This window comes from Thermoanaerobacter kivui (genome assembly GCF_000763575.1).
Lineage (GTDB): Bacteria > Bacillota > Thermoanaerobacteria > Thermoanaerobacterales > Thermoanaerobacteraceae > Thermoanaerobacter > Thermoanaerobacter kivui.
This window is the reverse complement of the sequence record NZ_CP009170.1, coordinates 795,763-820,281: the sequence shown is the minus strand read 5'-3', so window position 1 is coordinate 820,281 and position 24,519 is coordinate 795,763. Positions and strand designations below refer to the sequence as shown.

The window sequence follows — 24,519 nt, the reverse complement described above, 5'->3', positions numbered from 1 at the left end:
ATTTTTTAGAGGAGGATAAATAATGGGAGTTAATGTAGCAATTGTAGGAGCTACCGGAATGGTAGGAAGGACTTTTCTTAAAGTAATGGAAGACAGAAATTTCCCTGTTGACCAACTTTATCTATTTGCTTCTTCAAAATCTGCAGGACAAAAAATCACATTTAGAGGTAATGAATACATTGTAGAAGAACTTACTGAAGAAAGCTTTAAAAGAGACATTCAAATCGCTCTTTTTTCCGCTGGTGCAACTATAAGTAAACACTTTGCGCCAATAGCAGCATCTCATGGAATAGTAGTTATAGATAATTCCAGCGCTTGGAGAATGGACGAAAACGTACCTTTGGTTGTCCCTGAAGTAAATCCGGAGGACATTTCATGGCACAAAGGAATAATAGCAAATCCAAATTGCTCTACCATTCAAATGGTAGTTCCTTTAAAACCGCTTCACGACAAATATAAAATAAAGAGAATAGTTGTATCAACTTATCAAGCAGTATCCGGAGCAGGCAAAAAAGGCGTAGATGACCTTGAAAGAAGCTTAAGAGGAGAACCATGCCAAGTATTCCCTCACCCTATTGCAAATAACTGCATTCCACACATAGACTCCTTTACACCAAACGGATACACAAAAGAAGAATTAAAGATGATAAACGAAACCAAGAAGATCATGGGAGATAGTTCAATAAAGGTATCTCCAACAACAGTAAGAGTACCTGTTGCAAACTCTCACAGTGAGTCTGTCAACGTAGAATTTGCAAGACCTTATGAAATGAAAGAATTAATAGAAATTTTAAAAAATGCCCCAGGCGTTGTTGTAGAAGACGACCCACAAAACAACATTTATCCCCTTGCAACCTATGCCTCAGGGCGAGACAAAGTTTTTGTCGGCAGAATAAGAAGAGATGAAACAGTTTACAGCGGTCTGAACATGTGGATTGTAGCCGACAACATAAGAAAAGGAGCGGCTACAAACGCTGTTCAAATAGCAGAACTTTTAATCAAAAATATGTGAAAGGAGAATAATTATGCCTGTTTTTAAAGGTTCGGGCGTCGCCATTGTCACCCCTTTTAACGAAAAAGGTGTAAATTTCGAAAAGCTTGGCGAGCTTATAGAATGGCATATAAAAGAAGGAACTGATGCTATCATCATATGTGGTACCACTGGTGAAGCCTCCACAATGACACAAGAAGAGCAACAAGCGGCAATTAAATTTACAGTAGAGAAAGTTGCCGGAAGAATACCGGTAATTGCAGGGACTGGTTCTAACAACACCGCCCACGCTGTTGAAATGAGTGAGTACGCTCAATCTGTAGGCGCTGATGCTCTTTTAGTTATAACACCTTATTACAACAAAACGACACAAAAAGGATTAGTGGCTCACTTTACCGAAATAGCAAGGCATGTAGATATACCTATTATCGTCTATAATGTTCCCAGCAGAACCTCCCTCAATATGCAGCCTGAAACCTTCCTTGAAATAAGTAAACATGTAGACAATGTAGTAGGTGTAAAAGAAGCCAGCGGTGACATCGTACAGGTAGCTGAAATTGCCCGCATTATGGGTAAATCTTTTGAAATATACTCAGGAAATGACGACCAAGTAATACCAATAATGTCTTTAGGAGGGCTGGGCGTAATATCTGTTACAGCAAACATAATTCCTGCAAAAATACATGAAATGACAATCGCTTACTTAAACGGAGATATTGAAAAAGCAAGAGACATGCAGTTAGAACTTAATCCATTAAACAGAGCTCTTTTCATAGAAACAAATCCTATACCTGTAAAGACTGCTATGAACTTAATGGGATTCAATGTAGGACCTTTGCGTCTCCCATTGGTTGAAATGAGTGATAAAAACTTAGAATATTTGAAATCTGTTCTTGCAAAATATGGTTTATTGAAGGAGGCTCATTAATGATTAAAATAATAATTCACGGTTGCAATGGAAAAATGGGAAAAGTCATAGCAAAATTGGCAGCAGAAAGTCCCGATTTCAAAGTCGTAGCAGGAGTAGATAAAAACACTTCTCCTCTCGATTTTCCTGTTTACAGCGATTTAAAAGAAGTAAAAGAAGAAGCAGATGTAGTAATTGACTTTTCATACCATGAAGCTGTGCCTGATATGGTCAAAGCCGCCGCTCAAAAGAAACTTCCTGTAGTCATAGCTACAACAGGACTCAGTGAAGAAGAATTAAAAGTTATAGAAGAAGCATCAAAAGAAATACCGATTTTTAAATCTGCAAATATGTCACTTGGAGTAAATATACTTATAAACCTCGTAAAAGAAGCTGCAAAAATCTTACAGCAAGACTTTGACATAGAAATAATAGAAAAGCATCACAACATGAAAAAAGATGCCCCAAGTGGTACTGCTTTGATGATCGCCGATGCCATAAACCAAGTACTAAATGATAAAAAAGAATACGTATATGGACGTCATACCAAAACTGAACAGAGAAAACCAAACGAACTAGGGATACACGCAGTAAGGGGCGGCACAATTGTAGGTGAGCACCAAGTCATTTTTGCAGGTCACGATGAAGTAATCACCATAAGTCACTCTGCCCAATCCCGCGAAATTTTTGGTTATGGCGCTTTAAAAGCTGCAAAATTCATAATAAATCAAAACCCTGGATTATACAACATGGAAGACCTTGTAAAGAAAGGATGATAGTATTTGAACACAAATGATAACTTGACAACCCCTTATGAAATTGCAAGATACATCAAAGAAGCAAAAAAATCCACACCTGTTAGGGCTTACATACAAGGGAATATAGAGATTGAAGAAACCGAAGAATTGGAAGTATATGGCTGTGACAACTTTAAAGTCGTCTTTGGTGAATTGTACGTCGTCGAAAAATTGATTGAAGCAAATAAAGATAAAATAAAACATTATCGCTTAGAGTATGATCGCAGAAATTCTGCAATTCCTTTGCTGGATATTAAGCATCTTGATGCAAGAATAGAACCAGGTGCAATAATTAGAGATAAAGTAAAAATAGGCAAAAACGCTGTGATAATGATGGGTGCAGTAATAAACATAGGTGCAGAAATTGGTGAAAACTCTATGATAGACATGAACGCAGTAATAGGAGCCAGAGGAATTATAGGCAAAAACGTCCATGTAGGAGCTGGAGCTGTCATAGCAGGAGTGTTAGAACCCCCCAGCAGTGTACCAGTTGTGCTTGAAGATAACGTACTTGTCGGGGCAAATGCAGTTATATTAGAAGGAGTAAGAGTAGGTCATGGCGCTGTTGTTGCAGCAGGATCAGTTGTGACAGAAGATGTACCACCTAACACAGTAGTCGCAGGAGTTCCGGCAAAAATTGTAAAAATAGTAGGCGACAAAACCCGTGAAAAGACAAAACTCATGGAGGACTTAAGAGGTTAATTAAAACACCCGATTTTGTCGGGTGTTTTTAATATTCTATTCCGTATCTCGCCGGTATTCCCCTTTCAAAAGGATGTTTAATCGCTTTCATCTCTGTAACCAAGTCTGCTTTTTCAATAATTTCTTGAGGAGCACTTCTACCCGTCAAAACAAGTTCTATCTCTTTGGGTTTTATTTCTATTAATTTTAGTACATCCTCCACAGTGTACATCTTACTATGTATAGCTGCCATTATCTCATCTAAAATAAGCACATCGCATTTTTTGTTTTCCAACACATCTACAACAAATTCATAAGCCTTTTTCATTTCTTTTGCAAGAACTTTTTTCTCTTCTTCATTTAACGTCCAAAAGAATTTATCTGAAGATTGAAACCTAAAAACTTTAAAATTTTCAATATTCTTAAGTGTATGAAGTTCTCCTGTATCTGTTTCTTTTAAAAACTGCACCATATAAACTTTAAAGCCTCTGCCCACTGCCCTTATGCCAAGCCCAATAGAAGCTGTAGTCTTTCCTTTACCATCTCCAGTATAAACTTGTATAAGTCCTCTTTCCAAAACTTATCCCCCCTTTTATCTTCTGTTAATTTCATTCTAACTCTTTTGGGTTTCCTTTTCAACTACTTCCATCCTCGTAATAGAAACCTCATAAGCGATTTTTGTAACCACTTCATCGTTAATCTTTTTCTGGTATTCCCTGCTCTGTACTCTTCCCCATAACCGTATTCGATCTCCTACTTCTAATTTTTCAGAAAATCTAGCGTTCCTCCCCCATGCTATAACAGGTATGTAGTCGGATTTGTTATAAGGCCTATTTACAGCAATAAGCAAATCAGTTATCTCTCTTCCAAAGGGAGTTGTTCTATAAACAGGTTTTTTGCAAATAAAGCCATCTAAAAAAATTTCATTCGGATTCTTTACTATTTCATCTTCTGGCAATACCATTATGTCTCGGGCAAATATGGTCAAAATCAGCTTATTTTTCCCTTCTTCTGGAGATTTTCTATTGTATGACCTCAATTGCCCCTCAATTTTTACCCTTGTTCCCACTTGTAAATTCATACCTTCAAATAACCTGTTAGAAATAGTAATCGGAAGATAATCCTTAGTTTCGCTCAGCCTTGGCACTTCTAAAATAAAATTAAAAAACTGCTCCCCATATAACTCATGGCTGTATTCGAAATCTGTAAATATCTTTCCCACTACTACAACTGCATTGTTTTCCAAAAAGTTCCCTGCCATGTGTTCACTCTCCCCTTCCATCATGTGTACCTTCTAAGAATATATATTAAACTCGGAAGGTATTTATGACAGGTTATGGATGTAATTTAAAAAAGTTTTGCTAAAACCTTCTTTAAAGTTCCCTATCGCTAAAAACAAACCATTTTCTCCAATATCTTCAATATAGCGATCATAAGAATAAAAGTTATTTTCATCTATATCAATAATTTCTTTAATATTCAATAAATCTTTGTTGCTTTCTAAAACACTTTTTAACATTTCTTTATCCTCTCTTCTCAACAAAAGATATAAGTTTTCATAAGAAACATCACAAAGAGCATTAAAAGCATTAATAAAATCTACTTGTTTACGAGCATAGTGAAACATCACTTTAAAATTACCATCGTACAGTATTTCAAAATTGCCATCATTTTTAAAGCCCTTAATAGCATTTTTTATATCCTCAATTTCATAGCCTAAAAGCAATAAAACGGTTATTACAAACAACGAGTTATATATATTATACTGTCCATACATTTTTATTTCAACAGGTATTTCCATGGGCTCTATCAATTCACCTCTTAAATTAAAAAAAGACCTTTGGACACAATAGTTAAACTTATAACCGCCTTCTTCATATACTATAGAAGAAGCAGTGATAGAGGACTTGGGATTCATGCCACATGTTATAAGAGTGGAATTTATGTCCTCCATAAAAAGCTTGTTTACATTTTTATCATCCGCATTAATTATGATGTTGTTAGCCAAATTCTTAGCAACATAATTTTTTAATTTCTTAAAATCATCTTTCTCGCAAATATTAGAAATAATTAAAATGTCAACTTTTTTGTTTTGTTCCGTAAACTCTTGTATATAAGCTTCTTTTGGATTAACACAATGGAATATAAATTTTGAAATTGTGGTTTTCCCTCTGCTGCCACCGATTAGAATATTTTTCATAGGATCAGCTCCCATTTTTGAGTGCTATTTTTAGTGTTTTCTTAAACATTAATTATTATAATGCCAATTATATGAAATATAGGAAGGCATCATGCCTTCCTATATTCCAAACCAGTGGTGTCCGATTACATTTGTAATTGTCCTTGTCCATATCCACCAAGAAGTTGAAGTAGCTGGATTGAAGAAATACAACGCTCCTCCTGTTGGGTCCCATCCGGCTAAAGCTGCATCTGCCGCTTTAAAAGCTGTAAGGTCAGGTTCATGATTGAAAAATTCTCCGTTTGCCACAGATTCAAAAGCATCTGGCTGATATATAACTCCTGCCACAGTGTTAGGGAAAATACCACTTTTTACTCTATTTAAAATCACCGCACCTACAGCTACCTGACCTTCAAAGCTTTCTCCTCGAGCTTCAGCGTAAATCATTTTTGCAATTAGATACCTGTCCACAAAATAATTGTAATAAGCGCTATTTTCATTTACTGGCACAACCAATTTTTCACCCGGATATATTAAGTCGCTCCAATTCCCATTTGCCTCTTTTATGCTATTTACATCACTGCCATACCACTTAGCTATTAAATATAACGATTCACCTTTTGAAACAACGTGGATTTTGTCGTAAGCGTACGCCGAAGTAATTCCTCCAAATATCATTATAAATATCATTAAATATGCTACAGCAATTTTCAAAATTTTATTCTTCATCATCAGTTTCCTGGTTACCCAAACTGTGCAAGACTGTGCAGTTTGGTAGCTGGGGTATTTGTAGTCCGCCCTTCAGACTTTCCCAGCCCCAGCAGGCGGTTTTTGGGAAAGCCATAGCCCCTGCCCCAAGAAGCAGGAACTCGCGCCTTTATGGGTCTCCCCACTTGCCCTGAATTAACAGCTTTTTTAGGGCAGAGAAGTCTCTTGGCACCTTCTCAGGGGAGAGTGGAGTTACCACCGCTACCTTGAGAACTTGCCAGAAATCATGGGCACTAAAACTTGTTCCATCCAGAGGTTTTAGTACCCTTCCTGGCTCACTCTCAAGGCTTTGTAGAAATTCTACCGCTTTCTTTATCTCTTTTAAGTGTTTTTTCTTCAACTGCTTGTTCCTGACTGTTTTCTTTACATGCTTTTTTAATTCTTCTAATTCATCTATAGTTAGTGCGTTAAGAAACTTTATATAATTGTCTGGTATCTTTTCTTCTCTGCCTAATCCTCTTCTTGCTATTACGTAAGCTGCTGCTATGTCTTTTGTTATCATGTACTGCGGCGCATATTTTAACATGCCTATTATTGAGGTGTAAGAAGGATTGACTTCTATTACTTCTATCCCTTCCTTTTTTGCTAAAATTTTTATCTTTTTTAAAAGGGATTTGTAGCTAAAGTTATGTCTTATTCTCCTTGACTTTTTGCCTGAAAAGTCTCCTTTTTCTCCTTTGTTTTTTATGTCTAATTTTTCAATTACTATTGCTTTTCTTTTTTCTTTTGCTATCTTTACTATCTCATGAGCATACTGCCATCTGAAATACTCTCTTTTATCTGAATTGCCGCTTGCAAGTTCCGGCATCGGTATACTGCTATAGCTTATTAGATTTCCTTTTTCATCTACCTCTGCCCATGATATGTTGTCCGGATATGCGTTCACATCTATTCCTATGATTCCTTTTTCTTTTGTTATTTTTATTTCTGGATATTCTTCTTCAATGGCAAAATAGGCGCATATGCTGCCATTTTTGAGTTTTAGTTCTACAGAGTATGGTATGTTTGATTGGGCAATTTCCTGCAGGAGTTCTTTTCTTTTTTTATTCTTTTTGTAGCCTGCTTCTATTTTGGCGTATACATATTTTCTTTCCCCTACATTTATCCTTAAGAAAGTGCCGTTTTTTCTTACTTCTATTCTTGTGTTGAGATTTCCTTTTTTGCTTTTATCCCCTCTTGAATAGAGATTTCCTTTTCTTTTCTCCTGCCACCTAATTTTTAATTTTTTATATGCTTTACCATTTAAATGATGTTTTTGAAGTTTTCTAAACAGTTTTTTCCCGCCAAAAATGACTTTTCTTGGACTTTTACCTAGTTCTTTCGCAGATTCCAGTGTACTCCTTGCTTTCATTATTGCATCATCTACATATCTTGAGTTTAAGTCAAATATTCCCTGAAGGTCTCTTTTTAATGTTTTTCTATCATAACCTTCTAGAAGCCTTTTGTATGCGTATCTTACGCAGGATGACCATCTTCTCAGAAGATCTAATACTATTTGTTTGTCTTGTTGATTTGGAAAAATGAGTTTAGCCTGTATCACTATCATGTTTTTTGCCCCTTTGCCCGTAAATTCTTGCTGCGAAAGATGTTACTATTGCTATTAAGTCTTCTGCTAGCTCTTTATTTGTATCTTCTTCGTTTTCTTTCCCGTTTAAAACTATAAGCTCTACCCCAAAACTTTCCATGAAAAATTTGAGATATTCAAAGCCAAATCTCGCTAGTCTATCAGGATATTCTATTACAACTTTTTCAACTTCTCCTCTTTTTATCTTGTTCAAAAGCTTTAATAAGCCTCTTCTATTTTCATTTACCCCACTTGCTATCTCATGTATGACTTCATACTGCCATCCTTTGGAATTAGCGTATTCTTCAAGCCTTCTAATTTGATTCTTAAGATATTCTTCTTGTTTCTTTGTGGACACTCACTTTAGGTTTTGGTTTTTCTTCCAGCATGCCTAATAACTCCTCTATATCTTCTTTTTTATACCTTCTGATGCCTTTTGGAGTTCTCACAGGTGTTATTAATCCTTCCTTTTCCCAGTTTATAAGTGTTCTTCGACTAATTGAGTACATTTCCTTTACTTTTTGCATGCTTAGTAACATTTGTTATCACCCAATTAAAATTATACCACTTTGCATGACTATCTTCAACTGTTACCTACCTCCTTTCTATTGTTGCGCGATAGCAGGAGTTAATTCGATTACAATTATAAACTCTTCTATCAATATTGTCATCTTTCGTATTTCCCGATAATTCTCCGTTAATTAAAAATATCTCCAGAATGATATATTATAGTGATATATTCTTAGATATACTAATCTATAGAACCTTTCCACTTTTAGATAAAATTGCCGTTCAAAAGGTTTTTTAAGAAATTATTCATATAATTATTTAATTGTTCTTTAAGCACTGCTCCATCCAAACCACTTTTCTTTAATTCGTGATATTTCGCCGCTATCAACTCATAAAAATCATATTTATCTATTTTCCATTCTCTAAAATCAGACGAAATGATTAAAAATTTATCAAAAATTGCATGCACACTCAACTTTAATAAGTAATCTTCAGGTAAAAGAGTTGAATCAATTTTTAGTAAATTTGCTGTTAACCCATAATACCTTAAAAAAGCTTTTGAACAAAGTTGTTGAATAAACGATTTCAACTCTCCAATATTACCTTCATAATTAATAGACAAAATTGTAGAAATTATTTCAGGATGTACAATGATATTCAAATTCAAGCGCTTCGCCTCTTCTTTAAACAGTCCTGTCAATATTTCCACCTTTTCATTAAGAGGCCTTTCCTCAAAAGAGGGGAGTTGGATGACGACAGGTATTCTTCTCATAAAAGTTTTTAAAAAAGAACCAGGTTTCTCTGTAGTAGCTGCTATAATCATCAAATTAGCTGTTCTTTCAACAGTATCCCCTAATCTCCGATATACTCCCTTGTCAATAAGGTAAAATAGCATCTCTTGCCCCTCTGGAGGTAATCTATGAACTTCATCAAGAAATAATATCCCTTTATTAGCTTTTTCTACTAATCCTATCTTATCTACATCAGCTCCAGTATAGGCTCCTTTAACATGACCAAATAAATGTGACATGAGAAGCTGAGGATTATTATAGTAGTCTGCGCAGTTTAGCACTTCAAAAGGTCCTTTCCTACCGTGTTGAAGGCTAAATTTATACATGGTTTCCGCTAAATAAGACTTACCACAACCAGGTGGTCCAATGATAAGAGTATGAAGTCCATAGGGAGGATACAATACTGCTGCCTTAGCTTGTTCTATTTGTTCTTTAATGCTACCGTTATACCCAACAATATCTTCAAAAGCACACAGCTTTTTTTCTTTTTTAAAAGTCGCAAAATTAATCAACTCTTCCAATATTAATTTTTCTTTGACTTCTTCCCCTAAAACCTTTTCTAATTTATTTTTTTCGACATAATACACAGGTTTTGAAATTATTTTCACAACTTTCTTTTCTTTTACAAGAAGATTCAAAATTGAAGACACGTTAGGCCGTGCGATTTTTAACAGTTTTGCTATTTCTTCTGTGGTAATTCCACCCTTTCTGTCAATCAAAAAATCTTCAATTTTAAAATCTTCACTTTTTTCCAAAATAATGTTATAAATTTTCTCTTTGTTAGTCATACGACACACCACTTTATCAATTAATAAAACTCCCGCTCAAAGGCAGGAGTTCCTACATTATAGTTGGCAGCCCGGCTATCATAGCAAAACTATTGCATTAGACCCGTGGCTTTGCGTCCCCGCCTTTCGACGAGTTTGCTTTTTTCGACAAAATTTATTTAATTTCCCATATATTATTATTTCGATACAAATACAAATTTTCCTTCTTTTTTAAAAAAAGATTTTTTCTACATAATTCGTCAAATTATTAATCTATTCTTTTCTTTGCAAATTTTTTTATATAAGCAAAACGTTATACACTGGAAAATTTTTATAGTATAATGGTTTTATTTTTAGCACCAACTACATTATTTTTTTAAATGTATAAAAATGTGTATAAAAAATTATACATTTCAAAAACTTTTATAGGTTTTGTCTATATACAATAAACTGGCATAAAAGTTGCTTAAGTTTTATTGTAGAAAAATGTTACAGAAAGGAGATGATGAATAAGGAAAAGCAAAGTTTCACTTAGCAACTAGAAGGGCTGACTTAAATTTTAAAAAATATTAAATTTTTAAGGAGGAAGAAAAAATGAAGAACCGACAAACATTAAAAGCTTTACTGGCTTTTGTGTTAATTGTAGCTTTAATGTCGCTAAGTGGAGTATTAGTCAAAGCGCAGCCCAACTTAACAAACTTATCTGGCGACTCTCCAACAAAAAATTACTCGCCTCAAATTCAAAAAATTTTGATGCAAGATTCTAACAAAAACAAAATCTTTGATAACCTGGAAGCAAAGCTTACTGATAAGCCTGACAGTGCGGAATTCCCTGTCATAATAACCTTCAACAAAAACATAGATGATAACGAACTATTAAATATTTCTAAATCCATTGGAAAGTTTAATATAAAGCATAAATACAAAATTATTCCAGGAGTTGCTGCTACTTTAACTAAAGGACAAATAAACGCTTTGTCAAAATTAGATATAGTAAAGCAAATTGAGTATGACGAGCCTGTATATGCGACATTAGACACTGCAACAAAATGGTTTGGCGTTACAAAAGCGAGAAGTGACTTTGGCGTAACTGGAGACAAAGATGGTAATCCTTCCTCTTACTCCAAGAATGATATAGTAATAGCAGTTATTGATACAGGTATTGATGGATCCCATGTTGACCTTGCTGGTGGCAAAATAATAGGATGGCAAGATTTTGTAAACGGTAAAACTACCCCTTACGATGATAATGGACATGGAACTCATGTAGCAAGCATTGCGGCAGGCACTGGGACAGGGAACAGCCTTTATACAGGTGTTGCTCCTGGTGCAGCTTTGGTAGGAATAAAAGTACTCGATTCAAATGGAAGCGGAAGTATGAGCACTGTAACGGCAGGAATTGATTGGGCTGTTCAAAACAAAGATGTATACGGAATCAAAGTTATAAATTTAAGCCTCGGCACTTCTACAAGTTCTGATGGAACTGACTCTACCTCATTAGCAGTAAACAGCGCCGTAGATAGCGGAATTGTAGTAGTAGTTGCAGCTGGAAATTCAGGCCCTGCAAGGTACACCATAGGATCACCTGGTGCAGCAGAAAAAGCCATAACCGTTGCAGCAATGGCGGATGTAGGAGAACTTGGATTTAACCTTGCAAGTTTCTCCAGCCGTGGCCCCACAGCTGACGGAAGGATAAAACCTGACATTGCAGCACCCGGATATAATATAACCGCCGCAAAAGCAAACTCTATAAATGGTTATGTGACATACAGTGGTACAAGCATGGCAACACCTTTTGTAGCAGGTACAGTAGCCCTTATGCTCAATGCAAATATAAGCCTTGCACCACTTGATGTAAAAAACATAATAATGACTACTGCAAAAAGTTGGGGACCTCCAAGCAAAAACATTGACTATGGTGCAGGAAGATTGGATGCATATGAAGCAATTAAAACAGCTGGAAATTTCACAGGAACTAATATATCTGTACCAAACCACTATTATGCTAAAGATTCACTCCCTGGGTCTCGTTACAGTGACATTTGGACATTTAACGTGACAGACACATCATACCCTATTGCAATAACTTTCATAATACCTGATTGGGCAAACTATAACCCTGATTTCGATATATATCTCTATGACCCAACTGGTACTCTTGTTAAAAGTTCCACTGGAACACAAAGGCAGGAGACAATAACATATACTCCAACACAAACGGGAACCTATTATATCAGAGTATATTCATATAGAGGCAGTGGAAATTATTACCTTGATTTAAGTACGGGCGGCGGTTCACTCACCCTTTCAAATAACGACATATAAAATAATTAAAGAAGTATGGTGCCGATTGGCTCTATACTTCTTTAATTATTGCGACTTTCTACTTTATTTTCTCCTTTTTCAAGTAAAATTTTTTCGTCAAAGCAGTAGATTTCTATAGGCTCTCCTTCTAATAATGCAAACACAACATTTTCTTTGGTTAATTTGACATTTATTTTTCTCCCTTTGTATCTCACATTAAAAGAAAGCAAATTCCATTCTTTTGGCAATCTCGGCTCAAAATGCAGTTCATTTGTATAAACCCTCATTCCACCAAAACCATTCACAACTGCGCTCCATGTCCCTGCCATAGAAGCAGCGTGAATTCCGTCCTTAACATTGTCATTGTAGTCGTCCAAATCCATTCTTGCAGTCATCATAAAGTATTTATAAGCTTTGTCAGTATATCCTATTTCATTGGCTAGTATGCTAAATATAGCTGGCGACAAGGAGGAGTCGTGAGTGGTAATAGGTTCATAATAATCGTAATTCTTTTTAAGTTCATCTTTAGTAAATTTTTCTCTCTGTAAAAACATCAAAAGCAACACATCAGGCTGTTTACATATTTGATATCTATAAATATCTAGGTAATGCCAGTGCAACAAAAGTGGAAATTGATCTTGTGGTATTTCATCCACTGTTATCCTTTCTTTATACAAAAAACTGTCATCCTGTGGTATAATATCAAGTTCTTTTGAATAAGGAAGGTACATATTGTCAACAGCTTTTTTCCACGCATTAATTTCTTGATCTTTTAGATTTAACTTAGAAGCAATTTTTTGGTATTTCTCAGGCACTTCTTTTTTCATTTTATTTGCAATATCATAGGCATATTCCAAATTCATTTTTGCTATGTAATTGGTATAAGCGTTATTGTCGACTAATGCCGTATACTCATCCGGACCAGTGACACAGTTTATGCAGAATCTATTGCCCTTAAGAGGAATATACGCTCCTAAATCTTCCCAAAATCTTGCAGTTTCAAATAATATTTCACAGCCATAGTCATAGAGAAAGTCCAAATCATTTGTAGCCTCCACATATCTTTTTAAAGCATAAACTATATCAGCATTTATGTGATACTGTGCCGTACCAGCTGGAAAGTATGCAGAACATTCAGGCCCATCTATCGTTCTCCAAGGATACAAAGCTCCTTTGTGACCTAATTCCTTTGCCCTGGATCTTGCTGCATCCAAAAGATTATACCTGTACATTACCAAAGCTTTTGCAATTTCGGGCTTTGTATAAAGAAAGAAAGGCATTATATAAATATCAGAATCCCAAAAATAATGACCTTCATAACCTTCTCCAGTCAGCCCTTTTGCTGCAATGTTTGTCTTTCCATCTCTCCCGACAGATTGAAGTAGATGAAATTCATTAAAGCGTATGCCTTGCTGCAGAGCTTTATCTCCTTCTATGATTACATCAGCATTTTTCCAAAAAGAATTCAAAAATTCTTCCTGCTCCTTTTCTATCGTTTCAAAGCCGTCATTTTTGGCTTTTTCTATTTCTTCTAAAGCAAGAGCAACCAATTTATTTTCATCAAAATCCTTTGAAGTGTAATAGGAAATAAATTTATTCAATGTGTATGAGGTGCCTTTTTCAGCCTCTAGATCTACAATTACTTTTACTCCATCTTCTTCTAAACTATTTGAGACTTCATATTTACTATCTCTCACTAATACATTGTCTATCGCGCAAACATAGGAGAAATTGCTCTTTTGCGTCTTTTGAACAATCCACCCTTTTAAACCCTCTACACCTTTATCTATCGTCTTTAAAACCTTTCCTTTTAAATTTGACCCTACTCTTACATCTTCACTATCATTTATATTTGAAACATTTCCGTCAATAGCGGAAATAAATCTAATTTTTCCGCTAAAATTTACAGGTTCCACAGTAAAAGAAATTGCCGCTAAATGTTGCCTATTTAATGATACAATTCTCTTTATTTTTACCTCTAAAACTTTTCCTGTAGGGGATTCCCATTTTACTTTTCTTTCTACAACCCCCTTCTTCATGTCAAGTACTCTCTCATAAAATAGGATTTTCCCTTTTAGTAAATCAAACTGTTCCCCATCTACATACAATTTTATTATTTTACTATCAGCCACATTTAACATTGTCTGACCTATTTTTGCAAAACCATATCCCCCTTCAGGGTAAACTATATCGTGTATTTCATAAAACCCATTGATATACGTCCCATTAAAAGAAGTATTTTTAGGCCCTGAATATCCTTCTTCAAAAGTTCCTCTCATTCCAATATATCCATTTGCTAAAGCAAAAATAGTTTCATTTCTGTAGTTAGTATCTATGCTAAACTGCGTCTCTCTTATAACCCAATCTTCAAAAGGGTAAATTGGTTTCTTCGTTTTGTTGGCCATATCCATCCTCCACTCTTACTTTAATTCAAAATTTTGGTCGGAAACAAAGTCGTTTCCGACTAAAAACAATTTAAAACATTTACTTGCTTTCTGCAGCTTTCTTAGCTTCTTCTATCATGTTGTGATATTTATCAAGAGTTGTCTTGATATCTTTGCCTTCAAATATTATTTCTCTCAATGCTCCATTTATAGCCTTATCCACATCAGCCCAGTATACAAGGTTTGGCCTTGGTTCTGCATGTTTTAATACCTCATTTATAGCCTCAAAATATGGCTTCTGCCAATCTGCAACTTTACCATAAGCATCGCTTCTCATTGATGGCCATCCTAATTTAGTGACAAGTTTCTCTTGAACTTCTTTACTCATAAGGTATTCCATAAACTTTATAGCCATCTCTTTATTAGGTGCACCAGTTGGTATTCCTATAACTTTTCCTCCCAAAACGTGGGACTCTTTAACCGGACCTGTCCATCCGTGAGATGACAAAATGTTCTTTTTTCCATACTGCTCTACAAGAACGTTTGCAGTGTACGGCCAATTTTGAACCAAATATACGCTCTCTTTTGCAAGATATTCTACAGGTGTATTCCAGTCAGCTTTCTTTGAGTCAGGAGAATAAGTCCTTTGGTATTGTCTCAAAAGTTCCAACCAATATCCATGCTGCAAAAGGTAAATTTACAATAAGGTGTGCCATAACTAATCCTAAATAAGTGTCCATTAAATTTAATTTTATAAACTCAACTGCTATCGGAAGAGCAATACCTACATCAGGAAATATCCTTGTAAAAAACAGTGATAATACTACTGCGTATTTTACTTTCGATGGCATCCTCGCTATAACATAAGCCGCTGAAGCAGCTATTATAATTGCGATGATAGTAGTCATTGTTGCCACTACAAAACTTTTTTTAAAAGGAGGCCATATATTTGTCTTTCCAATGGTCCAAAGTAAAGCGAGTGATGAAAAAGTCTGGATGAGGCTTTAATATATCACTTGGCACTGCAAAAGAAGTTATAAAAAGTATATATACTGGTATAATCATGAATATTGCCGCTATTATAGCTATTGGAATATACGCTGTATTTGAAATCTTTTCACTAATATCTATTTTTCTCATCATTGTTCCTCCTTAGTACCAGCTATTTTTAAGTAGCTCACTATAAATACCGCTATCATTAAAAGCAATATTGTAGATGCTGCTGCGGATGTATAGGCATTTGCATAATTGTTATACTCATCATACGCAAAGGTAGAAATAACAGGAGTAGCACGGCCTGCAAGAACAAGTACAAGTTCAAATATTCTAAAAGCATCTATCGCTCTTAATATCAAGGCCATCGTTATAGAGGGCTTTAAAAGTGGCAATGTCACATATTTAAAAGTTTGCCACGCAGTTGCCCCGTCAATATTGGAAGCTTCATAAACTTCATCTGGTATACTTTCAAGACCAGCCAAAAGCAAAAGTATGACCATCGGAGTAACTTTCCACATATCCGCTACAGAAACCATAAGTAATGTCTTAAAACCACCACTTGCCCAATCTATAGGCATTTCAATAATGTGTAGTTTTTGCAAAAGCGCATTAAAATAACCATACAACCCAAAAATATAGGTCATCGCAACACCTGACACAAGAGTAGGAACTCCCATAGGAACCAACATCAAAGACCTCAAAAGCTCTTTTCCTTTAAAATTCCTTTTTAAAATAAGCGCAATGACGAGGCCTGCAGTCATTTCCAAAGTGAGACTTATAAATGTAAGAGCTATGGTATTGAAAAAAGCATTTTTAAATTCTGTTTTTCCTATAATCTCTTTATAATTTGCCAATGTGAATGCTTTAGTATACTGGTCTTGAAAACTTAAAGTAATAGTTTGAATGATGCGCTTTTCATGCTTAAAACTGTAAGCGCTTACAATTTAAAAAATAAAACAAAATTTAATCTTTTGGAGATATACAAGAATTTCTTAACACAATTTTGTGTTTTAAAATTATTTGATAATCATCAATTTCTTCCCCATTTAACATTTTTATAAGCATTCTAGCTGCAACAGCCCCTATTTCATACATAGGCTGTGATACAGTCGTAAGAGAAGGCCTTGTAGCTTCTGACAAGTCAATATTATCAAAGCCCATCACAGAAATATCTTCAGGACATGAAAGTCCACTGTCAAACACCGCATTTATTGCTCCCATTGCCATAATATCACTTATCGCAAAAATAGCAGTAGGTCTCATTTCGCCTTTTAGCATTTCCATCGCCGCATTATATCCGCCTTTATACTTAAAATTTGCTTCTTTAATAAATTTATCATAAATTGGTAAGCCATTATCAATAAGAGCTTGCTTATACCCTTTTAGCCTGTCTACGCTATCTATTGTCTCTTTCATGTCATCAAGAGGGCCATGAATAATTCCAATCCTCTTGTGGCCTAATGATATCAAATAATTCACTGCATCATAAGCCGCTTTAAAATTATCAATCCCTACATAAGGCACATCAAACTTTGTTGTTCTTCCTGCAAGTACCACCTTTATATTGTCATTTTTAAAGACTTCATAATGCTCTTCAGAAAAATAGTCACAGTGAAATATTATTCCATCAACCCACCGATTTTTTAGCATTTCTATATATTGAAATTCTTTTTCTCTTTTATTGTCTGCATTGCACAAAGTAATATTGTATTTATAAATATTGCAGACATCTTCAATACCTCTTACTACTTCTGCATAGTAAGGGTTTGATATATCAGGCACAATTAGCCCTATAGTGTTTGTCTTCTTCATCGCCAGGCTTCTGGCTGGCATACTGGGTTTGTATCCCAGCTCTTCTGCAGCTTTTAAAACTTTTTGCCTTGCTTTTTCACTTACCAAAGGGCTATTATTAAAAACTCTCGAAACAGTTGCAATAGAAACTCCTGCTAATTTTGCTACATCGTCTATTGTCGCCATTTTGACACCCTTTTCTCAATTTACTGTAACCGCTTACAGTTATATTATATTACTACCTTTTTAAAAATGCAAGAGTTTTTTACAAAAAAATTATTCCCCAAACATAGGAGAATATTCAGTTTGAAGACAAACCCCACTTTTAACTAATACAAAAAGTGAGGTTTTCGTTGTTTTTAACTATAATTTGATAAATATAATGAAATAAGAGTGAGGGTCCCCTATCTTTTTTCCATAACCATGTCGCTAATTTCTTTAAATTCATACATGCAAAAACAAGCATCGACTGTATAGACAATTTTTTTAACCCTCTAAAAGTTGTCCAAACTGTTAAAAAAAGCGAGCAAAAATTAAGTGATGTTGGTATAAAAATCAATAAAAAGAAAGTTTATATATTATGTAAAGAGATGGAGCTTCTCTTGCTTGTAGAGAAGCATTAGTGAGATATAAAGCAGGTTTTTCTTTAACAGGCCGAGATGTTGTAAAGACAGTTTTAAAATCAATGATTACAATCTTCACTCCTTTTATTGTTTTTGAGAAATTTAAAACTCAGCCTTTTTAGACATCATTATTTCCTGTAGTTTTTTGATTTTATTTTTAATATCATCTGCGCCAACAATCTCTGTCACTAGCGATACGCACTTTGCACCCATATCCAAAACACTTTTTAGATTTCCTTCTTTTATCCCACCTATTGCAACAAATGGGAGCTTGCAATTTTCAGCCGTCCACTTTACCATCTCAAGCCCGATAGGAGGCAAAGGATTATCCTTTGTAAAGCTTTGAAATATCGGAGCAACACCAACATAGTCAGCATTGCTTTCAGCTTCTTTGATTTGCTCTTTTGTATGAGCTGTCACACCGATTATATACTCATCACCAAGGAGTTTTCTCACCTCTTTTATTGGATAATCATTCTGCCCTATATGAACTCCATCTGCACCAACCATCATGCAAAGGTCCACATGGTCGTTCACAATCAAGATTGCACCAAATTCTTTGGTCATTTTTCTAATCTTCAAACATTCATGATATTTCTCTTTTAAAGTTTTATACTTTTCTCTGTATTGAATAATCTTTATTCCAGATTCAAGCATATCTTTCACAACCTCAATATTGCTACGGCCTTTTGAAAATTTCTCGGCTGTCAAGCAATAGATGTTATAGTCTTGAAAAAGCCTTAATTTTTCATTCTTTGTCAAGCTCACTCACCATCCTTAAAACTTCATCTGCTTGAATTGCTGCCACCGCAAGCACTTTTGGCGCATATGGCTTTTTATCCTTTTCTGAAGTGGAAAAATCACCAACTATCGCAAAACCTTTGCCCCGCTTGACCTTGATGTTCTCACAATCGCCAAAGCCTGCAATGCCAGATGCTAAAACCACTTTTTTGCTGTGCTCTAATGCTTTGCCAAATATCAAGGCTTTAGTACATTCATCGTCAACCGCTTCAACAATTACATCATATTCTGCAATAATCTTATCTATGTTTGACTCATCAACCTTGGTATTTAGAGTCTTTATGCTAATATATGGATTTATCTTTGTAAGAATTTGAGAAAGTGCAGAGACTTTATTTTGCCCAGCTTGGTAGAAGAAATAGTTTTGCCTATTTAAATTTGATATGTCAACCTTGTCAAAGTCAACTATGGTAAGATTTTTTATTCCACATCTCACAAGCATAGCTGCAATGTTCGAACCAAGACCACCACAGCCAATAATCAAAACCATTACTTTTCCAAGTTTTTCAAGCATTTTTTCATCAAAGTAATTTCTTAGCATAAGCTCAAACAAGCTCATAATTTGCCCACACCTTTTACCCAGTTTGTAAACTCTGGTCTTAGTCCTTTTTGAATTATTACATTTACAATTTCGCTGACACTTCTTGAATCGTCTATTTCAAACTGTCCAAGTTTTTCATCCTTTGAAGTTGCATAACCACCGACAGTTGTTTTAGAGCCTGCAGACATCTTTGTTATGCAAATATCCATTAAAGCATCACGCAAAGCCGCTCTCTCCCTTGTTGAAATCACAATCCCAACCCTTGGCAAATATATCCTTGCAGCCAGCAAAAACTTTATATATTCTTTATCAGATACCAAATAGCTTGGTTTAAAACCTGTATTGGCATCCCTAAAGCGAGGAAAGGATAGAGAAATCTCGGCTTTGGGGAATTTATTCATCAAATACTCGGCATGCAAGATTGCACAAAAAGCATCTTTTTCGGGATGAGAAAGGCCCAAAAGTGGGCCAACACACGCTTCGTGAAAGCCAGTCTTGAGTGCTCTTTCTGGTGTGAGAAGTCTAAACTCATAATCTTTTTTTGGTCCAAAAAGATGAAGCTTTTCGTAGTCATCCTTTTGATAAGTTTCCTGATAGATTGTTATGCCAACAACTCCTATCTTTGCAAGCTCTTCATATTCATTTTCCAAAAGCGGGTATACCTCAATTGAAACCTCAGAAAAGTAGTCTACTGCAACAGAGCATGCGCTTTTTATATATTCAAAATCCGAATTTACCCTGTCTTCGCCTGTTAGAATTATCACAGAGTCAATCCCTTCGTCTTTGAGACTTTTCATCTCAATCTCCATCTGCTCTCTCTCAAGTCTCTCACGAGGGCAGTTTTTCAAATTTGAAAATCCGCAATAGGTACAGCCATTTTGGCAAAAGTTTGATATATAAAGGGGAGCAAAGAGCATAATCACCTTGCCAAAGTTTGCCTCTGTCAATTTCTTGGCTTTTTTAGCCATTATCCTGATTAGTCTTTCATCCTCAATGTTTAAAAGCTTTACAAGGTCGGACTTATCCAGAAACTCCTTTATCAGAATCTCTCTTGCCTCATCAAATGAGGGAATGTAGTTTTCATATTGGCTGTAAACTTCAAGGGCTTCTTTTAAATACTCCATCATCTTTAAAACACCTTCTTGAAAATCCAAAATTTTTAGCCTTTGATAAATTCGTCAAGTGGCGATGAAGCCTGTGCATACTCATATTCCTTCAAAAGCCCAACCTCAAAAGCCAGCCTTCCTGCTTCAACCGCTTTTGAAAAGGCAACCGCCATTTTCACCGGGTCAGACGAGGTCGCAATTGCTGTGTTTATCAAAACAGCATCTGCACCAAGCTCCATTGCATGTGCTGCATGGGATGGCCTTCCTATGCCTGCATCGATTATCACAGGAATTTTAACTTCGTTTATAATAGGTTTTAACAATACTTCACAGCCAATCCCTTTGTTCGTGCCGATTGGCGAGCCAAGTGGCATGACCGCCTCAACCCCAATTTGCTCAAGCTCTTTTGCTATATTCAGGTCAGGATAAATATACGGAAAGACCTTAAACCCTTCTTTAACAAGGATTTCACACGCCTTTAAGGTTTCGTAGTTGTCAGGGAAAAGATATTTTGTATCCTTTTCAATCTCCACTTTAACCCAATCTGATGATGTCAGCTCCCTTCCTATCTGCGCAATCTTTACTGCCTCTTTGTGATTCATAGCCCCTGATGTGTTTACCATGGTGATTGCATCCTTTGGAATATACTCTAAGACATTTTTGGTATGCTTTGTGTTTGGTCCTATTCTCCTCACTGCCACCGCAAAAACCTCGACTTTAGCCTCGCTATACATTTTCTCAATAAGTGAGTAATCAGGAAGCTTCCCTGTTCCAACAAAAAGCCTTGACTTTAGAATTCTTCCGCCTATTTTAAACATCTTTCCCACTCCTTATTTGAAATTCTATGTTTATCAAAGCAATATTTAAAACCAATTTGTTTTTTTAACCACCACCAACAAAGCTGACAATCTCAACAAAATCCCCATCCTTTAGCCGAAAATCTTCCCAGCTTTCTCTTTTTACAATCTCCCCATTTACCAGCACAGCGCACGCATTCAGATTAAGACCTAATGAAAGCAAAAGCTCTTTTACACTGCCATTAAAATCCATCTCTTTGTCATTTACCTTTATCAACTTTGATCACCCCTAAAAATCCAAAATAAAAAAGCCGCTTTTACCGGCGGCTTGTGGTTTTAAATTTAAAAACACCGATTTTTGTATCAACTTAAACAAAAAAGCCTTTAATGCCGGAATATTGCATTAAAGGCTTCATCTTCTTTCTCTCCCTTCGCCGGCATTACCCGAAGCAGGTTCAAAGGGTCAAGGCACAGGGATTTTTTTAAGTGCCTACTCTCAGCCGAGCTTTTGCCCCGCTCAGCTCCCCCCAATATTCGATTTTGCAAACTTTGCTAAGAAGCTATGATAAATGTCTTAGTTGTTCTTAATTTTAATTATAACAACAAACAAGCAAAAATTCAATCTGTATTCGTCAACTGATAGTGTAAAGATACTGTAGGAGATGGTTTTAGATAAACTTATCATTGAAGAACTTTAACGTCATTTTCCTACAGAAATTTTACACTGTCGGTTTTAGGCTAAATTAATTTGAGAAATGACATCCAAATACAGGGGAATATTTCCACACTACAGCAATTCTAATATTTTATCCGCTTCACTTAAATCCTTTAAAATTAAGTCTGCTTCTTTCACCGTTTCAGGATTGCCCACTCCTACTGCAAACATTCCTGCTCTTTTTATTGCAGTGATGCCCGCAGCAGAATCTTCTATTCCAATACACTTTTCAGGAGAAATGCCAAGATGCTCTGCTGCGTTTAAAAATATCTCAGGGTCAGGTTTTCCATGCTTAATTTCATTTGCATCCACTATATAGTCAAACTTATCTCTTATTTTTAAATTTTCAACAACAGTAAAAGCGTTTTTACTGACAGAAGCAATTGCCGTTTTAATACCTCTTTTTTTAAGTTCCTCAATAAATCTCTCCACTCCAGGCAATAAATCCTCAGGCGTGATCTTTTTTATCATCTCTTTATAGTACTCATTCTTCTTATTTGCATAATATTCTTTTTCTTCTTGAGAATATTTTTTATCACTTTTTTCTAAAATTATCTCTAAAGATTCTAAACGACTTACACCTTTTAGCCTCTCATTGATAACTTCATCAAAATATATTCCTAACTCATCAGCAAGCTTTTTCCATGCCAAATAGTGGTATCTTGCAGTATCTGTAATAACACCATCTAAATCAAAAATCACTCCACAATATCTTGCCATTTTATTCCTCCTTCGTTACGTTTATTTTAATCCCGTTGTAGATATTCCTTTTACAAAATATCTCTGGAATATTAAGAATATTAATATAGTCGGTAATGTCAAAAGTATAGCTCCTGCCATTACCTGGTTCCAAAATTGATAATACTGCCCGTAAAAGGAATTAAGTCCTACCGGCAGTGTATACATATCATCACTAGACGTCAAGAGGCTAGGCCACAAGAAACTATTCCAATTGCCAGTAAACATAAAAATGAATTGAGTTGCAAGAGCAGGTTTAGACAAAGGCAAAACTATTTTAAAGAAAATCCCAAATCGTGACAAACCGTCAATTGTAGCTGCTTCTTCTAACTCTTTGGGAAGAGATAAGAAAAATTGCCTCATTAAAAATATTCCAAAATTGCTGGTCAAAAACGGAATTGTAAGACCCATGTAAGTGTTTACCCAGCCTAATTTGCTGAGAAGGATATAAGTCGGCACCATCACTACCTGTCCTGGCACCATCATGAGAGCAAGCACAACCATAAACAATAAATTTCTTCCAGGAAAATTTATTCTTGCAAGTGCATACCCTGCCATAGAATTAAACAGCATATTTCCAAACGTCACTATAGCTGCAACTATAGCACTATTTATAAACCATCTCAAAAAGGGAAATTTTGTGATTATCATTTTATAGTTATCTAAAGTTAAATGCTTTATATTTACAACAAAAGTATTTAATTCACTGGTGGGTTTTAGAGATGTTATTATAGACCAAATAAAAGGGCCAAGTGTAATTACTGCATATCCTACAACAACGGTATAAAATAAAAACCGCAACACCTTTTTCATCTATTGCCACCTCCTAATAGGTTTCTTCTTTGAAAAGCTTTCGCTGTATAAGAGTCAATATCAAGATTATTACAAATAATACAAAAGCCATAGCTGAAGCGTAACCCATGTTAAAATCTCTAAATCCTGTCCTATATATATTCAGCACGACTGTCATTGTAGCATCAAGAGGCCCACCAGTCCCTTGCGATACTACATAGGCTTGGTCAAAAACCTGGAAAGTACCAATTAATGACATTACTAGATTAAAAAACACTATTGGCCGCAACATTGGAAGAGTAATCTTGAAAAATCTTTGAAATTTATTAGCCCCATCTACTTCTGCAGCCTCGTACAATTCTGATGGTATATCTTGTAATCCTGCAAGAAAAATCACCATGTAATTACCTACAGAAGACCATATTGCCATCATCATGATAGAAGGAAGCGCAAACCTGACGTCATTGAACCAAGTAGGCCCTTGTATGCCAAATTTAGCTAACAAAGCATTAACTAAACCATCTGCTTTAAATAGATATAAAAATATTACAGAAACTGCAACTGTGGATGTAACAGTTGGTATATAATAGGCAACTCTAAAAAATGTTTTACCTTTAATATCCGAATTTACAATTAATGCTAGTATTAAGGCAATAATTAGCTGTGTTGGTACTACTCCTAAAGAATAAAGTGTTGTATTTAAAAGAGCTCTTTTAACCGTTGGGTCACTGAATAATTTTGTATAATTTGTAAATCCAACCCATCGGCTTGCTTCAGGATTTAAAAAAAATTCTTTAAAACTTATAATAAAAGCATAAATTAATGGTCCTATCAAAAAAATAGATATTGAAGCAATAAAAGGCAACGCAAAAGCATACCCTGACAAAGCTTCGTATAAATACCTCTTTTTCATAGTCATTTTAGCTTCCATAAATACATCCTTCCCTTCAACCTTAAAAAATCATAATTGCAGCAC

The 24,519-nt window shown here is 35.4% G+C and carries 23 protein-coding genes, 4 pseudogenes and 2 riboswitches; of the genes and pseudogenes, 5 read left to right on the top strand and 22 right to left on the bottom strand.

Annotated features, from left to right (window positions below):
- Nucleotides 1-22 precede the first annotated feature (22 nt).
- From TKV_RS04110 to dapD, 4 genes are read left to right on the top strand one after another with little or no spacing between them, the layout of a single operon-like run.
- Entirely contained in the window at nt 23-1,012 is a 990-nt protein-coding gene (locus tag TKV_RS04110) for an aspartate-semialdehyde dehydrogenase (protein ID WP_049684851.1), read from the top strand.
- A gap of 13 nt (nt 1,013-1,025) precedes the next feature.
- Complete coding sequence (gene dapA, locus TKV_RS04105) at nt 1,026-1,919, top strand: 4-hydroxy-tetrahydrodipicolinate synthase (RefSeq protein ID WP_049684850.1); 894 nt, start codon at nt 1,026-1,028, stop codon at nt 1,917-1,919.
- On the top strand, nt 1,919-2,674 hold the full coding sequence (dapB, locus tag TKV_RS04100) for a 4-hydroxy-tetrahydrodipicolinate reductase (RefSeq protein WP_049684849.1): 756 nt from the start codon (nt 1,919-1,921) through the stop codon (nt 2,672-2,674). The genes dapA and dapB overlap by 1 nt, the downstream gene beginning before the upstream one ends.
- A 6-nt stretch (nt 2,675-2,680) precedes the next feature.
- Entirely contained in the window at nt 2,681-3,397 is a 717-nt protein-coding gene (dapD, locus tag TKV_RS04095) for a 2,3,4,5-tetrahydropyridine-2,6-dicarboxylate N-acetyltransferase (protein ID WP_049684848.1), read from the top strand.
- 28 nt (nt 3,398-3,425) lie between these two features.
- On the opposite strand, the gene TKV_RS04090 is transcribed toward dapD, so the two are convergent.
- The 7 genes and pseudogenes from TKV_RS04090 to TKV_RS04055 all read right to left on the bottom strand — a co-directional run bounded on the left by TKV_RS04090 (nt 3,426) and on the right by TKV_RS04055 (nt 9,976).
- Nucleotides 3,426-3,953: a cob(I)yrinic acid a,c-diamide adenosyltransferase gene (locus TKV_RS04090; RefSeq protein ID WP_049684847.1), complete on the bottom strand. Its 528-nt coding sequence runs from the start codon at nt 3,951-3,953 to the stop codon at nt 3,426-3,428.
- 36 nt (nt 3,954-3,989) lie between these two features.
- Nucleotides 3,990-4,637, bottom strand: a complete 648-nt coding sequence (locus tag TKV_RS04085; protein ID WP_049686205.1) for a single-stranded DNA-binding protein — start codon at nt 4,635-4,637, stop codon at nt 3,990-3,992.
- A gap of 63 nt (nt 4,638-4,700) precedes the next feature.
- The gene (locus TKV_RS12305; RefSeq protein ID WP_084574178.1) at nt 4,701-5,576 is read right to left on the bottom strand and encodes a Mur ligase family protein; all 876 of its coding nucleotides are present in this window, start codon (nt 5,574-5,576) and stop codon (nt 4,701-4,703) included.
- Between the two features lie 99 nt (nt 5,577-5,675).
- A complete protein-coding gene (locus TKV_RS04075) occupies nt 5,676-6,284 on the bottom strand; it encodes a cell wall hydrolase (RefSeq protein ID WP_049684846.1) in 609 nt (202 codons plus the stop codon).
- A gap of 148 nt (nt 6,285-6,432) precedes the next feature.
- Nucleotides 6,433-7,869, bottom strand: coding sequence for an IS200/IS605 family accessory protein TnpB-related protein (locus tag TKV_RS04070; protein ID WP_049684845.1), 1,437 nt, complete (start codon nt 7,867-7,869; stop codon nt 6,433-6,435).
- Nucleotides 7,850-8,426: pseudogene (locus TKV_RS04065) on the bottom strand (IS607 family transposase). The gene TKV_RS04070 and the pseudogene TKV_RS04065 overlap by 20 nt, the downstream one beginning before the upstream one ends.
- Nucleotides 8,427-8,662: 236 nt before the next feature.
- Nucleotides 8,663-9,976, bottom strand: a complete 1,314-nt coding sequence (locus tag TKV_RS04055) for a sigma 54-interacting transcriptional regulator (protein ID WP_049684842.1) — start codon at nt 9,974-9,976, stop codon at nt 8,663-8,665.
- A 62-nt stretch (nt 9,977-10,038) separates the two neighbouring features.
- Nucleotides 10,039-10,126, bottom strand: a riboswitch (cyclic di-GMP riboswitch).
- A gap of 423 nt (nt 10,127-10,549) precedes the next feature.
- Here TKV_RS04055 and TKV_RS04050 point away from each other — a divergent pair.
- Complete coding sequence (locus tag TKV_RS04050) at nt 10,550-12,280, top strand: S8 family serine peptidase (RefSeq protein WP_049684841.1); 1,731 nt, start codon at nt 10,550-10,552, stop codon at nt 12,278-12,280.
- Between the two features lie 41 nt (nt 12,281-12,321).
- Here TKV_RS04050 and TKV_RS04045 read toward each other — a convergent pair whose 3' ends face one another.
- From TKV_RS04045 to TKV_RS03985, 15 genes and pseudogenes are all read right to left on the bottom strand, one after another.
- A complete protein-coding gene (locus TKV_RS04045; RefSeq protein ID WP_049684840.1) occupies nt 12,322-14,664 on the bottom strand; it encodes a glycoside hydrolase family 65 protein in 2,343 nt (780 codons plus the stop codon).
- 79 nt (nt 14,665-14,743) lie between these two features.
- A pseudogene (locus TKV_RS04040) lies at nt 14,744-15,286 on the bottom strand (extracellular solute-binding protein); the annotation flags it as partial.
- A pseudogene (locus TKV_RS13940) lies at nt 15,282-15,783 on the bottom strand (carbohydrate ABC transporter permease); the annotation flags it as partial. The pseudogenes TKV_RS13940 and TKV_RS04040, both read right to left, overlap by 5 nt.
- Nucleotides 15,783-16,583, bottom strand: a complete 801-nt coding sequence (locus TKV_RS04030) for a carbohydrate ABC transporter permease (RefSeq protein ID WP_049684839.1) — start codon at nt 16,581-16,583, stop codon at nt 15,783-15,785. The gene TKV_RS04030 and the pseudogene TKV_RS13940, both read right to left, overlap by 1 nt.
- 19 nt (nt 16,584-16,602) lie before the next feature.
- Complete coding sequence (locus TKV_RS04025; RefSeq protein WP_049684838.1) at nt 16,603-17,616, bottom strand: LacI family DNA-binding transcriptional regulator; 1,014 nt, start codon at nt 17,614-17,616, stop codon at nt 16,603-16,605.
- Nucleotides 17,617-17,755: 139 nt separating this feature from the next.
- Nucleotides 17,756-17,938, bottom strand: a pseudogene (locus TKV_RS14120) (IS5/IS1182 family transposase); the annotation flags it as partial.
- A gap of 47 nt (nt 17,939-17,985) precedes the next feature.
- Nucleotides 17,986-18,132 (bottom strand): hypothetical protein, encoded by a 147-nt coding sequence (locus tag TKV_RS13000; RefSeq protein WP_158506594.1) that lies wholly within the window; start codon nt 18,130-18,132, stop codon nt 17,986-17,988.
- A gap of 23 nt (nt 18,133-18,155) precedes the next feature.
- Nucleotides 18,156-18,821 (bottom strand): thiamine phosphate synthase, encoded by a 666-nt coding sequence (gene thiE, locus TKV_RS04020; protein WP_049684837.1) that lies wholly within the window; start codon nt 18,819-18,821, stop codon nt 18,156-18,158.
- Nucleotides 18,802-19,413, bottom strand: coding sequence for a sulfur carrier protein ThiS adenylyltransferase ThiF (gene thiF / locus TKV_RS04015; RefSeq protein ID WP_049684836.1), 612 nt, complete (start codon nt 19,411-19,413; stop codon nt 18,802-18,804). The genes thiE and thiF overlap by 20 nt, the downstream gene beginning before the upstream one ends.
- Complete coding sequence (gene thiH / locus TKV_RS04010; RefSeq protein ID WP_049684835.1) at nt 19,410-20,522, bottom strand: 2-iminoacetate synthase ThiH; 1,113 nt, start codon at nt 20,520-20,522, stop codon at nt 19,410-19,412. The genes thiF and thiH overlap by 4 nt, the downstream gene beginning before the upstream one ends.
- A gap of 32 nt (nt 20,523-20,554) precedes the next feature.
- Nucleotides 20,555-21,319 (bottom strand): thiazole synthase, encoded by a 765-nt coding sequence (locus TKV_RS04005; RefSeq protein ID WP_049684834.1) that lies wholly within the window; start codon nt 21,317-21,319, stop codon nt 20,555-20,557.
- Between the two features lie 64 nt (nt 21,320-21,383).
- Nucleotides 21,384-21,575: a sulfur carrier protein ThiS gene (gene thiS, locus TKV_RS04000; RefSeq protein WP_084574176.1), complete on the bottom strand. Its 192-nt coding sequence runs from the start codon at nt 21,573-21,575 to the stop codon at nt 21,384-21,386.
- Between the two features lie 132 nt (nt 21,576-21,707).
- Nucleotides 21,708-21,836, bottom strand: a riboswitch (TPP riboswitch).
- 249 nt (nt 21,837-22,085) lie between these two features.
- On the bottom strand, nt 22,086-22,733 hold the full coding sequence (gene pgmB / locus TKV_RS03995; RefSeq protein WP_003866992.1) for a beta-phosphoglucomutase: 648 nt from the start codon (nt 22,731-22,733) through the stop codon (nt 22,086-22,088).
- Between the two features lie 21 nt (nt 22,734-22,754).
- Nucleotides 22,755-23,564: a carbohydrate ABC transporter permease gene (locus tag TKV_RS03990; protein ID WP_003866993.1), complete on the bottom strand. Its 810-nt coding sequence runs from the start codon at nt 23,562-23,564 to the stop codon at nt 22,755-22,757.
- A gap of 13 nt (nt 23,565-23,577) precedes the next feature.
- The gene (locus tag TKV_RS03985) at nt 23,578-24,474 is read right to left on the bottom strand and encodes a carbohydrate ABC transporter permease (protein WP_049684833.1); all 897 of its coding nucleotides are present in this window, start codon (nt 24,472-24,474) and stop codon (nt 23,578-23,580) included.
- Nucleotides 24,475-24,519 lie beyond the last annotated feature (45 nt).

What these genes read in the sequence shown, in the direction of transcription:
- TKV_RS04110 (WP_049684851.1), top strand. Translation starts at nt 23, where the DNA reads ATGGGAGTTAATGTAGCAATTGTAGGAGCTACCGGAATGGTAGGAAGG.
- dapA (WP_049684850.1), top strand. Translation starts at nt 1,026, where the DNA reads ATGCCTGTTTTTAAAGGTTCGGGCGTCGCCATTGTCACCCCTTTTAAC.
- dapB (WP_049684849.1), top strand. Translation starts at nt 1,919, where the DNA reads ATGATTAAAATAATAATTCACGGTTGCAATGGAAAAATGGGAAAAGTC.
- TKV_RS04085 (WP_049686205.1), bottom strand. Translation starts at nt 4,637, where the DNA reads ATGGCAGGGAACTTTTTGGAAAACAATGCAGTTGTAGTAGTGGGAAAG.
- TKV_RS12305 (WP_084574178.1), bottom strand. Translation starts at nt 5,576, where the DNA reads ATGAAAAATATTCTAATCGGTGGCAGCAGAGGGAAAACCACAATTTCA.
- TKV_RS04075 (WP_049684846.1), bottom strand. Translation starts at nt 6,284, where the DNA reads ATGAAGAATAAAATTTTGAAAATTGCTGTAGCATATTTAATGATATTT.
- TKV_RS04070 (WP_049684845.1), bottom strand. Translation starts at nt 7,869, where the DNA reads ATGATAGTGATACAGGCTAAACTCATTTTTCCAAATCAACAAGACAAA.
- TKV_RS04055 (WP_049684842.1), bottom strand. Translation starts at nt 9,976, where the DNA reads ATGACTAACAAAGAGAAAATTTATAACATTATTTTGGAAAAAAGTGAA.
- TKV_RS04050 (WP_049684841.1), top strand. Translation starts at nt 10,550, where the DNA reads ATGAAGAACCGACAAACATTAAAAGCTTTACTGGCTTTTGTGTTAATT.
- TKV_RS04045 (WP_049684840.1), bottom strand. Translation starts at nt 14,664, where the DNA reads ATGGCCAACAAAACGAAGAAACCAATTTACCCTTTTGAAGATTGGGTT.
- TKV_RS04025 (WP_049684838.1), bottom strand. Translation starts at nt 17,616, where the DNA reads ATGGCGACAATAGACGATGTAGCAAAATTAGCAGGAGTTTCTATTGCA.
- thiF (WP_049684836.1), bottom strand. Translation starts at nt 19,413, where the DNA reads ATGAGCTTGTTTGAGCTTATGCTAAGAAATTACTTTGATGAAAAAATG.
- thiH (WP_049684835.1), bottom strand. Translation starts at nt 20,522, where the DNA reads ATGATGGAGTATTTAAAAGAAGCCCTTGAAGTTTACAGCCAATATGAA.
- TKV_RS04005 (WP_049684834.1), bottom strand. Translation starts at nt 21,319, where the DNA reads ATGTTTAAAATAGGCGGAAGAATTCTAAAGTCAAGGCTTTTTGTTGGA.
- pgmB (WP_003866992.1), bottom strand. Translation starts at nt 22,733, where the DNA reads ATGGCAAGATATTGTGGAGTGATTTTTGATTTAGATGGTGTTATTACA.
- TKV_RS03990 (WP_003866993.1), bottom strand. Translation starts at nt 23,564, where the DNA reads ATGAAAAAGGTGTTGCGGTTTTTATTTTATACCGTTGTTGTAGGATAT.
- TKV_RS03985 (WP_049684833.1), bottom strand. Translation starts at nt 24,474, where the DNA reads ATGGAAGCTAAAATGACTATGAAAAAGAGGTATTTATACGAAGCTTTG.